Source organism: Gayadomonas joobiniege G7, assembly GCF_000300815.1.
GTDB lineage: Bacteria > Pseudomonadota > Gammaproteobacteria > Enterobacterales > Alteromonadaceae > Catenovulum > Catenovulum joobiniege.
This window is the reverse complement of sequence record NZ_AMRX01000008.1, coordinates 175,941-191,050: the sequence shown is the minus strand read 5'-3', so window position 1 is coordinate 191,050 and position 15,110 is coordinate 175,941. Positions and strand designations below refer to the sequence as shown.

10 protein-coding genes are annotated in these 15,110 nt (G+C 41.3%); 1 reads left to right on the top strand and 9 read right to left on the bottom strand.

The features are described 5' to 3' along the window. Positions 1-29: 29 nt before the first annotated feature. The 8 genes from C727_RS0115625 to C727_RS0115585 all read right to left on the bottom strand — a co-directional run bounded on the left by C727_RS0115625 (position 30) and on the right by C727_RS0115585 (position 13,251). Positions 30-1,586: a tryptophan halogenase family protein gene (locus tag C727_RS0115625; RefSeq protein ID WP_017446591.1), complete on the bottom strand. Its 1,557-nt coding sequence runs from the start codon at positions 1,584-1,586 to the stop codon at positions 30-32. A gap of 96 nt (positions 1,587-1,682) precedes the next feature. Next, positions 1,683-3,749, bottom strand: a complete 2,067-nt coding sequence (locus C727_RS0115620; protein WP_017446590.1) for a hypothetical protein — start codon at positions 3,747-3,749, stop codon at positions 1,683-1,685. Between the two features lie 62 nt (positions 3,750-3,811). Then, positions 3,812-7,459 carry a TonB-dependent receptor gene (locus tag C727_RS0115615; RefSeq protein WP_017446589.1) on the bottom strand — a complete coding sequence of 1,216 codons (3,648 nt, stop codon included), beginning with the start codon at positions 7,457-7,459 and terminating at the stop codon, positions 3,812-3,814. A 370-nt stretch (positions 7,460-7,829) separates the two neighbouring features. Further along, a complete protein-coding gene (locus C727_RS0115605) occupies positions 7,830-8,702 on the bottom strand; it encodes a hypothetical protein (protein ID WP_017446587.1) in 873 nt (290 codons plus the stop codon). Between the two features lie 127 nt (positions 8,703-8,829). Further along, the gene (gene aldA, locus C727_RS0115600; protein WP_017446586.1) at positions 8,830-10,281 is read right to left on the bottom strand and encodes an aldehyde dehydrogenase; all 1,452 of its coding nucleotides are present in this window, start codon (positions 10,279-10,281) and stop codon (positions 8,830-8,832) included. A gap of 4 nt (positions 10,282-10,285) precedes the next feature. Further along, positions 10,286-11,050: an SDR family oxidoreductase gene (locus C727_RS0115595; RefSeq protein ID WP_017446585.1), complete on the bottom strand. Its 765-nt coding sequence runs from the start codon at positions 11,048-11,050 to the stop codon at positions 10,286-10,288. Between the two features lie 9 nt (positions 11,051-11,059). Continuing rightward, on the bottom strand, positions 11,060-12,088 hold the full coding sequence (locus C727_RS0115590) for a zinc-dependent alcohol dehydrogenase (protein ID WP_017446584.1): 1,029 nt from the start codon (positions 12,086-12,088) through the stop codon (positions 11,060-11,062). Between the two features lie 11 nt (positions 12,089-12,099). Then, positions 12,100-13,251, bottom strand: coding sequence for a mandelate racemase/muconate lactonizing enzyme family protein (locus C727_RS0115585; RefSeq protein ID WP_017446583.1), 1,152 nt, complete (start codon positions 13,249-13,251; stop codon positions 12,100-12,102). 362 nt (positions 13,252-13,613) lie between these two features. On the opposite strand from C727_RS0115585, the gene C727_RS0115580 reads away from it, so the two are divergent. Then, positions 13,614-14,222 carry a GntR family transcriptional regulator gene (locus C727_RS0115580; RefSeq protein WP_017446582.1) on the top strand — a complete coding sequence of 203 codons (609 nt, stop codon included), beginning with the start codon at positions 13,614-13,616 and terminating at the stop codon, positions 14,220-14,222. A 3-nt stretch (positions 14,223-14,225) separates the two neighbouring features. Here the strand turns inward: C727_RS0115580 and C727_RS0115575 are convergent, their stop codons facing one another. Beyond that, positions 14,226-15,107 (bottom strand): LysR family transcriptional regulator, encoded by an 882-nt coding sequence (locus tag C727_RS0115575; protein WP_017446581.1) that lies wholly within the window; start codon positions 15,105-15,107, stop codon positions 14,226-14,228. Positions 15,108-15,110 lie beyond the last annotated feature (3 nt).

The following is a 15,110-nucleotide window of genomic DNA, read 5'->3' as shown; positions in this document are numbered from 1 at the left end:
TAATCTCTTGCTGGTTTTATGTTGAGTTATTAGCTTTTAGTAAGCCCATATTGCCTGATTTTATTAATTAAATCACGGTTTGATGGCACTTGTTTTAATAAATTATCAACATTATGTTTATTTTTTAACGCTTGATGCTGCATAAACTCCTTTTCTGCCGCAGACAGGTGAACCATAAGATCTGTTTTAAAGCCGCTACCATATAAAACAAACTGAAAACTCGCAGCTTGGAACAACTCACCAGTGGCTTCAAAATCAGATACTTTAGGCACCTGATATCGCCACAATTGCATTAACGCTTGTAAACTCTCGGGCACTGAAGATTGCTGCCGATTGGCCTGCCAAAAGGGACTTTGCCGTTGACTTAAAAGGTAATGGAGTTTTAAAAAATCTATCGCCCTTTGCCAGCGATAAGCAAACTTTTGATTGAATCTTTGTTCGGCAATATGCAAGGTTTCACGCACAGCAGGCAATTGCTCAGCAATCATCATTGCGGATAGTTCCACCATGACCAAAGCAGAGGCTTCAAGGGGTTCTAAAAAGCCGGCCGATAAACCCACAGCAACACAATTTTTTGCCCAAAATTTTTCGCGGTGACCTGCGGTAAAATTGATGGTGCGATAGTTAAGCCGCGCAGGATCCCCCCCAGTGCTTTTTATATAGTTTGCCAATACCTGCTTGGCTTGCGCTTCGCTGGAATATTGACTGGCAAAGACATAACCGACACCACGACGTGTCGGCAAGCCTATATCCCACACCCAGCCCGCTTCTTGTGCTGTTGACTGGGTATAGGGTTTAATCTCAGCCGAATCACTATGATAAGGCACTTGGGTTGCAATCGCCGTATCAGCGAATAAAATATCCTTAGCGGGTTTAAAAGGCACTGCCAAAGCTTGCCCTAATAAAATGGATTTAAACCCTGTGCAATCGATAAAAAAATCAGCCTCTAAATCGGCTTGGTCGGCTAGCCTAAGCGACTGGATAAACCCTTGCTGGTCCAAGTTAACGTCAACCACATCCGCCAACTGATGTTTCACCGCCAGTTTTTGCATGCAATGATTTTTTAAAAACTCCGCAAATTTACCTGCATCCAAATGATAGCCATAATTGGCAATTTTTTTATATTCTCCATCTGTTATCAACTTAGGTGCTAGGTTGGCTTCACATAACGCCTGCTGCACGGAAAAGGCGTCTGCAATTGGACCAAGGCTGGGGTGTTGAAGCCAATATTCTGGCAAGAGGCCCTCCATTGCAGCGACTGGCACATCAAACGGATGATAATAAAAATCTGATTTTTGTTCGTCGTCACAGCCCCAATGAACAAATTTAGACCCTTGTTTAAAAGAGGCGTCACAGGCTTTAATAAAATCACTCTCAGCAATGCCCATGCTTTTCAAAGAGGCAGGCATTGTTGGCCAAGTACCCTCGCCGACCCCGATGATTGGCACATTTGGCGATTCGCAGAGAGTGATAGTTAAATCACCTTGCTGTATGCGAGTGCGCAAACGAGCAGCCAAAATACCGGCAGTTAACCATCCGGCGGTGCCGCCACCGACAATAGTTATGTTTTTTATTTTAGTGACCACAACAAGCTCCAGAAGATTTTATAAAACGCGAAATAAAAGCAATAAAGCCCAGCAAAACTGGGCTTTATTCATCAGTAGTCCTATTTTAGTTAATGCCTAAGGGATCGCAAAAATTGCGACATCATCAACGTAAAATTGGGTGTTTTCTAGTTTAAACAATAAACGTAGGTTCACATCCTCGGTTTGCCAATCGGGTGTCCCTGTTGCCGTTTCAGTATTTAAAACTAAACGCACGGCATCGTTTTTAACATTGCCCCAAACTTGACCAAATGCCAATACATTGCCATTTGCAGTTTGTAAGCTTACCTCAAACGCATTATGGCTAACATTTTCAGCCGCGTTAGTTGCTTGAATATCTAACTGAACCATGTAGCGGCCGCCAGCTTTTATCGCGCCCGCTTTAACAGGTAAAATAACATCAACCGAATAACCAGCTTTTTGTGCCGTGTCGACAGATAATGCCTGTTGACCCGAGCTGATATAAGCCGAATCATCTGTTAGCTGGATATTACCTTCGCCATTATTCTGAGGCAGATCACCCCCTTCAAACTGGCCAGCTTCATTTGCCAACAAGTTGTTCAGTTGTGCATCCAACTCGGTTACATCAACAATGCGTATATCATCTACATGAGCGCCTGTATCTGAGTTTGAGGCGGCTGGACCGTTAAAAATTTGCATCGATGCATTTGGATAGAGAGCGATGCCACCGTCAAAGGTATGAAATACTTTGTTGGTTTCGGTCCATTTTGACGAGTCGGCAGTCCAAGGACGCGTGCCACCTACCCACCAGTTAGCACCTTGAGCCAGCACATTATGCCAAACCGAGTGCGCTGTATGCACGTCTGTTTTAAACCAACTTGAATAATAATAAACTCGATCGGCTTGCGCGCTCCAGTTTAAATTCAAACCCACACCTTTATCTAAATAAATGCCATTTTCACCCGAGTGAGCAGAGGCTTTTGAGACCATAGGTTGAGTGGTATTTTCCCAGCCAAACTTAGACCAACCTGAACTTGTTGTCATGGCACCTTCAGCTAATCCCTCAAAGCCGGGCTTAGCACCGGATAATGCAACCAAATTCGACTCAACACCATTTACTTTTATAGTTAATGTACGCTCGCCATCAGATTCGTTACCATTTTCGTCGGCCACTTTGTAGCTAAATTCAAGGGTTTTAGATTTACCGGCTTGGATCTCGGTTAGATAAGCGGTTGGGTAAAATTTCAAATCCGTACCCTTTAACTCAGCCGCAAAAGGTAATTCATTTGAACCATCAAGTTTAAGGTCTTTTACCACAATAACATCGCCTTCGCGGTCAACTGCCCCTTGGATCAAATCATAAGTGGTTGCATTATCGGTTTCATTGACCTCTGCGGTTAAAAAATATTCCGCAAATAAAGGGGCACCGGCAACATCTTTAACCCCGAGTATATTGATAGATAGCGCACGAGCAATATTGTGATTATGATCTTTCACATCATAGGTGTAATTAAAGGTCAGCTTGCTCCCATCTGGGATCTGATCTTTAACTGAGACAATATCGACCGTTAAAATGCCATCAGTTACCGTTACTGGCAGCTCGAAGGGGTTGTTCGCATCGGCAACTAAGTTAGCCACAGTTAATACTTCACCGTCTGCATCACTGGCGCTCGCCAAGAGATCCACTTCTGCCGAAGCTGAATCTTTGGTGAAGTTTGCGGTTAAATCACCTTGTACTTCTGGCGCATAATCAACCCCTTCTATATTAATGATCATGCTTCGATCAACCTCATTACTGCCGTCTGTCACTTTGTAGTTAATAGTCACAGTACGGGTATCACCAGTATCTAACTGGTCTTTTAAAAGCTGCGGACGAACGCCGACTTTTAAGTCCCCCAATTCTATCCCTGTGGCATCATCAGCAACCACTTCTACGTCACTCACACTTAAAGTATTCCCATCTAGATCAACAGCCACCCCATCGCCCGATTTGGCACCAGTTGGCGTACCTAACATATACAAAAACTGAAAGTCGTCGTTTTCACTAACGGTAACATTGATATTACCGCCGTGGCTTGGGGCATTCTCGTTAAGCTTTTCTTGCGGTGAATAATCTTCTTCTGAACAAGCCGATAAACCTGCAAGAATGGCGGCAACCAACAGAGACTGTTTAAATAATTTCATAACAAAACATCCTATAATCTATACTCGCTGGCACCTTAATCACTGCCAGCGATTTTATTTAATTAGAAGTTAACGCGCATACCAAAACGATAAGTGGTGCCCACTTTATATTCGGTGTATGTTCGGGATTTAGGCGCATCCCCTTCAAGTGGGTTGCCTTCTTCAAATGCGACAAAATCGTAACCCAATTCATTGTCTGCATAGACGCGTTCAACTTCTAAAGTTCGGCTTGTGAAGTAAGTTCGGTACGCCTCATCTGTTAGATTCACCGCTTGGAAAGTGAAGCTGATTTGTTCATTCATCTTGTATGACATAGACAGATCTAAACTATCACGCCCCTCGTTCCAAATTGAACCTTGATTCCAAGTTCGCCCTCTAAAACCAGTATTCCAGTCAGTGCCAACCAAAGAGTCAGATGAACCACGATAACTTAACCTGACTTGGTGGCCATCTTGCTCCCAGAAAGTCGTCAAGTTATAAGTATGCTCAGGGGTATCGGCCACTGGGTATTGTGGTAACGGTTTGCCAGTGACTGCAGAATTATCAGCGTCATATTCACTATCTTGATAGGTATAGTTAGCTGACATGCCCAAACCACTTAAAAATCCTGGTAGAAAATCATACGTCTGCGAATAACCAAATTCTAAACCTGTGATTTTTGCGCCTTTACCGTTGACCACTTTATTGATTTGAAATTGCTGGCACAGATCTTTTAAGTCATTACTTAATACCAGAGGATCATTTACGTTTCTGAAAGTATCCGCAGTGGAACGTACCGGCATACAGCCTTCTAAACCACTATCAGGCAAAGCGTCATCAGCCAGCATAGTGATAGTAGAGGCATCAATCGTACCTTCAAATTCGCGCAGATCTTGCAAGTAGGTTATTTCGGTACTGATGTCAGTAAAGTTTTTCATGTCTTTGTGGAATAAAGCCACACTTAACATAGACGTTGGATTAAAGTACCACTCAAGTGACAAGTCTAAGTTGTTAGATTCTAATGGCTCTAACTGAGTGTTAAACATATCTACTTCACTACCGTAGAACGAACTGCCCCCACCCCAGTAGCCGCCTTCACGTAAAGCAAATCCTGGTCTTAGTTGATCAATTTCAGGTCGAGTCATGGTTTTTGAAATTGCAAAGCGACCAACAAATTCGTCTGAAAATGCATAGTTCAGGTTTAAGCTGGGTAATACGTTGCTATAACTGTGAGTACCCGCTGCTGGCGTAGATTTTGTTCTTTGGTTCGTGACAGTTTCAGGTAAAAAGCCAACATAATCACGTTCACCCGGTGTTGAACCATCCCAATTGATAACATCGCTGTCCCAACCATAAATATGCGAAGTCGAAACGTCCGCATAACGCCACATTGAATCCCACGCGATAGCAGGCAATTCCTGCTCTGTGTTAGGCACATTGTCTGTTACTAAGCTATACCACTCGGCATAAGCTGGATCGTGACAAGCCCCTTGATCGGCAATACGTGTCCAGTTTGAAGGATCGGGGCCTGATGAAGTATCCCAACCTAAACCATCAACCCGTTCAAACTTTTTAGTGTAACCTAAAGGGTCATCTGAACTCAGTGGGCGACACTCAGGCAATGAGGTGTCTCTTAATTCTCGTAGTTTTACATGGTCATATTCGCGCTCTAAGTTGAAGTCACTGTGCGACCAAAAATTAGCGCCGGCATAACCCGTTGTTTCAACCTCTGTTTTAACATAGCGCACGCCAATGTCACCGGTTAAACGCCCGTCCATCAACTCAAAGTTTGTTTTAAAATAAACTGCCTGAGTATCAAGATCTGTATTCCGGGTTTTAGTATTATCAACATTCGGGACTGTGTTTTCGTTGTCTAAAACTAGATCACGCGCTTCGATAACATCAATTGGCGTCCAACCTTGAGTTGCTGGGCTGCGCCCATAACCTAATGACTCCATAAAATCGTCGTAAGCTAAACCACTTTCATCCGCAATCATAGAACCACGAATACCAGACAGAGGGCCACTAGGTAATACAATAGTATTGCCAAAATCGTCGGTGATCACTTCGGTTTGAGTTGATGAGGTAAATGTATATTGCTGGTTATCAACAAACTTTTCGCGTTGACTTAATTTACCACCAAATTCGATTGAGGTGATAGGACCAAAATCTAGATAATAATCAAAATCGACTTGAACATTGTTTAAAGTATCTTCAACTTCGGTGTCATTCACCGAAATAAACCCAAGATGGTACGACTCTAAATCTGCAGGGTTGTAACCAGTTACCACATTAGTATTGTCATTCCAGCCCGCCTGTAACTCACCGTTTTCATCTGTATAATTGTCGGTGTGCTCACCTAAACCAATAAATTGATCACCAGTGACCATTTCGCAACGACCCGAGGTACAATCAAAACCCACTGGCTGCAATTCATCTAGTGGCACATCAAATAATAGAGGAGACGCAACTTGCTGGTAGTTTTGCATCGCCGTCCAGGCATTTGGCAAGTTACTCGACTGGCTATTTGAATGCCCTACTTGTACACCCATTCTCAGATCATCGGTCAAGTCGATATCGTATTTAATTGAGATATTCAGGTTTTCTTGATCTGTGCCCCCTTCTGAGCGGCGAATATCACCAGCCCCGTATCGATCTAATTTTTTAACAAAAGTATTGGTTTGTGCATCTATCACATACCAGTCGGCTTGAGGATCTGTTGAATCTGCAATTAAGTTAGAATAATTACTAAGGGGGGCTTCGCCTTCAACATTATTTGATTGGTTAGCCCCTGTTTTACGCGTTAACACCGCATCATACATTGTTTCTTTTGTCTGCTTGGTATAAGTCAGATCAAAAGTTAGTTGGCTATTGTCGGTCGGCAACCATTGCACACCTAACGTCAAGCCTTTGCGGTCAGTATCAGACTGGTTTAGCTCGTACATGGTCGTTTGTGGTTCAATTGCTCGTACATTCGACAGGAGATTTCCATCAAGGTCAGACGCCACTGCATGAGTTTCAGAAGCTACAAAGTTTTCAGCTCTGTATTGGTCACGGCGAGTTGTATTGGTTTCGCTATAAGCCGTTAACACAACGCCCAAAGTGTCTTGTAAAAACTTTTCTGAAACCGAAAATTGTAATTTATAATCCGTCTCATCAGCAAAATCGTTATAACGACCTTGCAAACTCATGTTTTTTATCTTGTAAGGAATGTCTAAAGGTTTTACAGTTACCAGGTTTACACTGCCACCTAATGAACCTTCGTCATGATCTGCACTGGGCGTTTTAACAACTTCTAAGCGCGATAATATGTCCGACGAAAAAGTGCTTAAATCCACTGCTTGACTGAAATCGGTAGTGGTCATTTTCTGACCATTAATTGAAATATTGTTTTGCTGTGAGGTGGCACCACGAACAGTAATCTGTGAGCCTTCACCATCACGACTAACAATAGACACCCCAGTCACTCGCCCTAACGCATCTGCGATATTCTGGTCAGTATTTTTACCTATATCTTCGGCGTTAATGGTATCAGCGATATTTTTAGAGTATCGCTTATCGTTAATGGATTTTGCCAAACTGCCACGAAAACCCTGAATTTCAATGACTTCAACGTCTTCGGCTTTTTCTTCGTCTTCTGGCGCCTCGGCTGCAACTGTGTGCATGCTCATACTGGTCAAAACCGCCAACGACAGAGTATTTAATCTAAATTGAGCATTCAATACTGACATTATGATCTCCGTTAATGATACGTCTGGCTGGTTAAACCTTGTTCCAAGCCAGGCTTAAATTATGGTTAACCGCAACAGCAACCACAAACCATTAACATAATAATGTCAACAATATGCAATTGCAATTAATTGTATTCAATTTGTTTAAAATATTTATTTTTGTTTAAAAAACATCGATTTAAACTTTTTAATAAAAAATTAAAAATCAAATAAAAACCTCTTAAAACAAAATAATAAACCAAAATTGCATACAATAAACAAAAATCATAAGTGAACACCCCTTTTCAAATAGAGTTTTTCCCCTCAGTAAATGGTCATAAAAAAAGGGCTAATTAGCCCTTTTTAAAACTGCTTTAAACCGTATGAATGTTTATAAAATATTCGGATCTATTATGTAAGCTTCGTACGAGGGGTCAATTTTACTCAGGTGTGGGTTCTGAAAACGGAATATTTTACGATTTTTAAGATCGGCAAACTGTAGCCGCTCATAAAAGAATTTTTTCCATAAGTGGGTTAAAGAACCACTTTCAAACGCTGCTTTTAAACCATACTCAAGTCGATCTGCTAGTGCAGTATTGTTTTTATTAGTAAATAAAAACTTTGGTAACGGATAATATATACAAATTTCAGTGTCGTAGGTCAGACCATCAATATAAGAAAATTTATCCAATTCTCGTTTTAATTCATGCGCGCCGAGTGGGAAAAGATCACCTCGGCCGTTAGCAGCCATATAAAATAATCCTTCTATATAACGCCCTTCAACAACGGTAAACCCTTGTGAACGCAAAATGTCACCATCTAACCAACCACGACCCTGAATAATTTTTAACTCACTTGCCTGACTTCGCGAAGCAATATTTTGTAATTTAGCTTTTTTTTCGACAGACGTCAGACCAACACGATAGCTGGAAACCCCTAACTCCACAGGAAAAGGTACTGGCTTTAAACGCTCAACGAGATCATTAGAAACTGAGTCTTTATAAACCATGTTAGTATAATCATTGTTCTCTGCTTCAATCCTTAATCTCGTATAACTAGGGACATCATCTCCAGGCCGGATACTCAACTCATAATCCCCGTACCTATCTTTTGAATAGTCTAACGCTAGCTTTACAACATTATATTCGTATTGTTCTTTTATATTTCCTGACACGCCTGTGGCAAACGTCACTTTTGTAACTGCCGCAACTGGCATAGACAAAACAGCTAAGGCAAACAAAAAAGTTTTATACAGAGTTTTCATATGCAACCTCAAAACCAAAACATCATATCTTTTAAAAGATAACACAAAAATAATTTAACAACAGCTAAAAAAAAGCCCACAACTAGGTGGGCTTGATACACGACTAGATTTTATTTACTAAAAACGATCAGTAGTTTTCACTAAAATAGACGGTTTTCTTTTCAACATACTGTTCTAAACCATATTTGCCGTCTTCGCCGCCAAATCCACTTTGTTTCCAGCCATTGTGGAAGCCTTGGTGTTGCTCACCTATGCCGCGGTTAACATATACCTCACCGACTTCCATTTCAGCAATCGCTTTATGGATATAGCGTAAATTTTCAGTATACAAATAAGCAGATAAACCGTATTCACTATCATTAGTATATTCAATGGCTTGCTCTATACTGCTGATTTTTACAATAGGTAAAATAGGGCCAAATGTTTCTTCGTGAACCAAAACATTGTCTTGCGCAACATCCGCAACAATGGTTGGTTCAAACCAGTTACCACCTTCGAATCCAGCAACTTTGGCTTGTTGACCACCAAGAATAAGTTTACCGCCTTGCTCAAGACCTTCACGAAGGATATTTTCGATGTTTTCTATCTCTGTTTTATTGACTTTCGGTCCCATATCAACAGAGGGATCCATTGGATCACCAACTTTTAGCGCTTTAACTTTTGGTACAAATTTTTCGATGAACTCATCATAAACAGATTCATGTACATATAAGCGCTCAGCACAAGTACAGACTTGACCACAGTTTAAATAGCGAGTGACCACAGCATCATCAACTGCTTTGTCTAAATCTGCATCTTCCATCACCACCATAGGGGCTTTACCACCAAGCTCCAACATGGTTGGGGTTAGGTGTTCCGCGCTGGTTTTATAGATGATCTTACCGGCTCTTGTACTGCCCGTCATAGTAATTAGCTTAGTAATTGGGCTTTCGCATAAGGTTTGACCAACCACTGAACCTGTGCCATTAACAATGTTTAAAACACCCGCTGGAATGCCTGCTTCATTTGCTAAGCGGCCTAATTCCATTGTTGCTAATGGGGTTTCTTGAGTTGGTTTAACAACAATGCTGTTCCCAGTAATTAACGCAGGACCTATTTTTCTACCGGCTAATGCCAGCGGAAAGTTCCACGCAGTAATAGCAACCACAACGCCACGAGGTACTTTATGAATAAAGATTTTTTCGTTCGGGTTATCAGATGGCAAGATATCGCCTTGCAATGTCAGTGCATTGTCACAAGCATATTCGATAAAGGTTGCTGTCGCACCAACTTCCATACGGGCAACAGCAATGAGTTTGCCTTGCTCTTTTACTAAGATTTCAGCTAACTGCTCAGTATTTTCGCGGATTAACGCGGCAAATTTACGCAGTACTGTCGCGCGCTCACGAGCCGTTTGTTTAGCCCACCCTTTTTGTGCGGTTTGTGCAATTTCTAATGCTTGCTGAGCATCTTCAACGCTACCCGCAGGGATAGTGCCCACTAGCTCACCCGAGCTAGGGCACAAGATATCAATGGTTTCTGCCGAGCTTGACTTAACATATTCACCATTGATGAAATTTACATTGTTACGAATTTGCATGGTTTTATCTCCCCATCCAACCGCCGTCAACTAATACAACAGCGCCATTCATATAGTTAGAAGCTTCTGATGCTAAAAATACAGTCGGACCTTTAAAGTCTTCAGGTTCACCCCAGCGGCCTTGTGGAATACGTTCTAAAATAGATTTAGCTCGTTCTGGGTTATTACGCAGTGCTTCTGTATTGTCAGTGGCAATATAACCTGGGGCAATTGCATTAACATTAACACCTTTGCTCGCCCACTCGTTTGCCAATGCCTTGGTCAATTGGCCGATTGCACCTTTACTCGCTGCATAACCTGGTACAGTGATACCACCTTGGAAAGTTAACAAAGATGCGGTAAAGATAATTTTACCTTCACCTCGCTCGACCATCTCTTTACCTAATTCACGGCTTAAGATAAATTGAGAGTTCAGGTTAATTTCAATGATTTGATCCCAATATTCATCACTGTGCTGAACCGCAGGGTCACGTAAGATGTTCCCTGCATTATTGACTAAAATGTCAATTTTAGGATGATCTGCTTTTACTTTTTCAATAAATGCATACAAACTTTTGCGGTCAGAAAAATCACACTGATATGCAGAGAACTTTTGTCCGGCAGCAGTGACTGCTTTTTCAGGCGCTGAACCTTCACTTTTTAAGCTTGCTGAAACACCAATCACGTCAGCGCCAGCTTCTGCTAAAGCTTCCGCCATCGCTAAACCAATACCACGACTACAACCTGTTACTAATGCAACTTTACCTTTTAAACTAAATTTATCTAACATGGAGATTCCTTATTCTTCGTCACTGCAAGAAACTAATGCTTTCATACCCTGTGGATTATTGTCCATATTGGCAAAAGCTTGACCGATTTCATCAAGTTTGCTCACTGACGTAATAAAAGGGTCAACATCAACTTTACCCGAGCTAATTAACTCAATGGCCATATCAAAGTCAGCGGCCTCATAAACACGCGCGCCTAACAGCTCTAATTCTTTCCAGAAAAATTGGAAAAGATCGACTTGAGGTTTTTGCGAATGTATAGCGACCATGACAATACGACCACGGCGTGCGGCAATAGCAGTCATTGCATCAATCGCTGGCTGTACACCTGATACTTCAAAAACAACATCTGCCCCTTTAGTATCCGTCCATTCATCGACGTAAGCTGTCAAATCTTGCTCAATTGGGTTAACTGCTTTAACACCTAATTGTTTTTCAGCAAATTCACGACGCGCTTCGTTTGGTTCAGAGACCAATACTTCGGCACCAACACTTTTGGCAACCGCTGCGACTAACTGGCCGATAGGACCACCACCAAGAACCACTGCTTTTTCACCGGCTTTTAAACGAGAGCGGGAAATATCGTGGCACGCCACTGATAAAGGCTCGATTAACGCGCCTTGTTTCAAACTTACATTATCCGGCAGATCGTGCAATGTACGGGCTTTAACTGTCCAATAATTTTGGAATGCCCCTGGGGTGTCTATGCCCATAAATTTAAGGTTTTGACAAATATGTGTAAAGCCGGCATTGCATGTTGGACACTCACCACACCAGTCTAAAGGCCTAACCACCACTCGGTCACCCACTTTGTGACTGGTCACATCTGCACCCACTTCAACTACGGTGCCAGACATTTCATGACCAATGGTTTGTGGAATAGAAACTCGTTTGTCCATTACGCCGTGATATATGTGCATATCGGTACCACAGATACCCACATAACCCACAGCTACTTTTACTTCATCCGCTTTCGGTTGCTGCTCAGTACCTGGTACTATGGTAAAAGACTTGTTACCTATATATTGTGCTGCGGTCATTTTATTTCACCTTAAGATTGTTTAATTAAATACTTTCCGATCAGAGCCTGATCGAAATCGACCCCTGTGCCGGCAACATTGGGTGCAAGTGCACAGCCTTCGGCGTCTAGCGAAAATTTTTCTGTGATATATTGATGGATTGGGAATGAATGCACTTCCATATAACCTGCATTGGCTTGTGAAGACATCAATGACACATGCAACTCATGCATACCATGGGTACACAGAGGTAAGTTGTTTACGTAAGCTAAATTAGCCACCTTTAACCAGCCTGTGATGCCCCCGATATTTGATGCATCCGGTTGTAAAAAGCCCAACTTGGCCTGTTGCACTGCATAATTAAATTCGTATACCGTATGAAGATTTTCACCCATAGCTATCGGGATGTTAGTGGCTTCTGCAATTCTAGCGTAACCTAAATAGTCATCTGGGATCGTCGGCTCTTCAAACCATTTGATGTCATACTGATCGATTGCACGAGAAAAACGAATGGCGGTTTCCACCGTTAATGAATAGTTGGCATCAACCATAAAAGTAGTATCATCACCGATCAGTTTTCGAACGGCAGCAACTCGTGCAACATCTTCGCGATAGTCGGTTTTACCAACTTTTATTTTCACACCTTTAAACCCAGCATCTAGATACCCTTGAATATTATTTAAGAGCTTTTCTTCGCTGAAATTAAGATCGATGCCGCCTGCATAACAACGCGTGCGATTGTTTTGCCCGCCGGCCACTTTCCATAAGGGTTGGTTTAATCGCTTGCAACGGATATCCCACAATGCAATATCTATTGCTGACATCGCAAAACTCAATAAGCCGCCGCGGCCGATATAATGCAGCTTGTAAAGCATGCTCTCCCAAATATACTCAACCCTTGCTGAGTCTTGGCCAATTAAAAATGTTTTAAATTCATCGTCTATCAATGAATAAATGGCGCGGCCACCTGTGCCACCTGTATAGGTATAGCCAACGCCTTCGAAACCATCGTGCGTGAGCACTCGGCATACAACCAGTTCAAAATGGGTATGGTCCCCGTGTTTAGCGTCACTTAAGACTTCCGCTAAAGGGATTTGATAATATTCTGCTTTTACTGATTTAATCAGTGAGCCTTGGGCTTCAGATATAGCTGAAACTGGCGCTGTTTTAGTTACACTTTTCACGGGATTGATTCCTAAACTAATCTAAGCTTTTAAACCATTGTACATTGTTAACAATTCATTTCAAACATTTAGTTGATCTTTTTTTAATTATTTACAAAATAAAAGTATAGTATTAAAACTAAGTCAACATATTAAATATAAAATTACAGTTTTAAACTTATATTTTGACCAAAAATAGGCGCTCAATTGCCTGTTTTTAAGACAAAAAGCTGTTTTAAGCTTATCTTTGTAGTAAAATGTCTTGATATATCGGGTTTGTCAGATTGGCTGAATATTTAACTTGGATGGGCGGGAGGCAAGTTAAATGGACTATCAGCTCGATTTTTGCCAAACAGTTAGTAACTTAATAATCGGTTGTTAAAATGAATAGAACAAATAAAATTATTCCAGTTCGGGAACAAATTGCTGATGCATTGCGCTCTGACATCATTTCTGGTGAATTGGCGGCCAATACAAAATTAAATGAACAGCAATTAGCAGAACGGTTTGGTGTATCTCGAGGCCCAATCCGAGATGTGCTTTTAAAGTTAACCAAAGAGGGTTTAGTGGTTAGCAAAAACAATATTGGTTCATCTGTTAGTAGCCCTTTGTCAGCCGAGATGCAAAAGCTGTCAATTGACATTCGTCGTAAAATTGAAGAATTTGCGATCAAAAACGTCATGGACAAGATGACTGAAAATCATTTAAAAGAGATGGATAGCATAATTGAACGCATGCAATCTCATTTCGATAATGAAGAATATACCGAATTGACAAAAGTCGATATCGAATTTCACCAGTTTTTGGTTCGCCTAGCAGGCGGCGAAGACTTGGTTAATATCTGGTATCCGATCGTTTTAAGAATGCGCATGAATTACCAACGTATAAAAACATCGCAAACCTTAGTAGATGAACATAAAACGATTTTAGACGGTATTCGTGCCCAAGACGTTAAAGCGGCCACCGCAGCATTACGTAAAAACATAAAATAATTTTTAGAGCAGTGTTTGAATAAATTTATCAATCACGGGAGAAACATGCTTTTTACGGTGAAAGATTGCCGTTTCTCCCAAGCTCTGACAATCTAATTTATAATAAATTAACGGATGATCCTGCGCTAATACTTTAGCGGTATTTAATGATACTATCGCGGCTAGTTTCATTTTGGTTACTGCACTAACCAGATGAAATAACGAGTCCGTTTCAAACTCAACTTTTGGGTATATACCAAAACTTTCAAACTGCTTGTCTAAAGTCTGTCTAAATTGCATTTCTGGACTTAACAAAGCCAGCGGAGTCTTTTTTAGGTCAACAAGTGTCCACTTTGAGTTCTCCGCAAAGTCATGTTTTTTATCTTTCGCCACCAACAATGCGATCTCGGTTGCACCTATCGAATGAACATTAAATTCGGCCAAGTTTTCTTCACTAAAACTCTGCCTAAAAGCAACTGCCAAATCTATTTGATGCGCTTTTAGTTGCTGAATAACACTACTGTTTTGCATCACATTTAATCGTATTTTTACGTTTTTATAGCGTGATTTAAAATTTGTTATATGTTCGATGATTTCAGTACTGGATTGTGGCACCACAGCGATTCTCAGGAGACCACTTAACTCTCCCCGGTATAAACTTAATGCTTGAGAAAAAGAAGCCTGCGCAGTTAAAGTTTGTTCTGCAAACTTAGCGAGTAGATATCCCTCTTCGGTTAAACCGATAAAATGTTTATCTCGCACGACCAAACCAACCCCTAATTCTTTTTCTAAACTATGAATACAGGCCGATAATGTCGGTTGCGTAATAAAACATGCTTTTGCGGCTTTACCATAATGCTGATGAATAGAGAGTTGATAAAAATAATTTAGGTGCTTAAGGTTCATTGA

What these genes read in the sequence shown, in the direction of transcription:
- C727_RS0115620 (WP_017446590.1), bottom strand. Translation starts at nt 3,749, where the DNA reads ATGAAATTATTTAAACAGTCTCTGTTGGTTGCCGCCATTCTTGCAGGT.
- C727_RS0115615 (WP_017446589.1), bottom strand. Translation starts at nt 7,459, where the DNA reads ATGTCAGTATTGAATGCTCAATTTAGATTAAATACTCTGTCGTTGGCG.
- C727_RS0115605 (WP_017446587.1), bottom strand. Translation starts at nt 8,702, where the DNA reads ATGAAAACTCTGTATAAAACTTTTTTGTTTGCCTTAGCTGTTTTGTCT.
- aldA (WP_017446586.1), bottom strand. Translation starts at nt 10,281, where the DNA reads ATGCAAATTCGTAACAATGTAAATTTCATCAATGGTGAATATGTTAAG.
- C727_RS0115595 (WP_017446585.1), bottom strand. Translation starts at nt 11,050, where the DNA reads ATGTTAGATAAATTTAGTTTAAAAGGTAAAGTTGCATTAGTAACAGGT.
- C727_RS0115590 (WP_017446584.1), bottom strand. Translation starts at nt 12,088, where the DNA reads ATGACCGCAGCACAATATATAGGTAACAAGTCTTTTACCATAGTACCA.
- C727_RS0115580 (WP_017446582.1), top strand. Translation starts at nt 13,614, where the DNA reads ATGAATAGAACAAATAAAATTATTCCAGTTCGGGAACAAATTGCTGAT.
- C727_RS0115575 (WP_017446581.1), bottom strand. Translation starts at nt 15,107, where the DNA reads ATGAACCTTAAGCACCTAAATTATTTTTATCAACTCTCTATTCATCAG.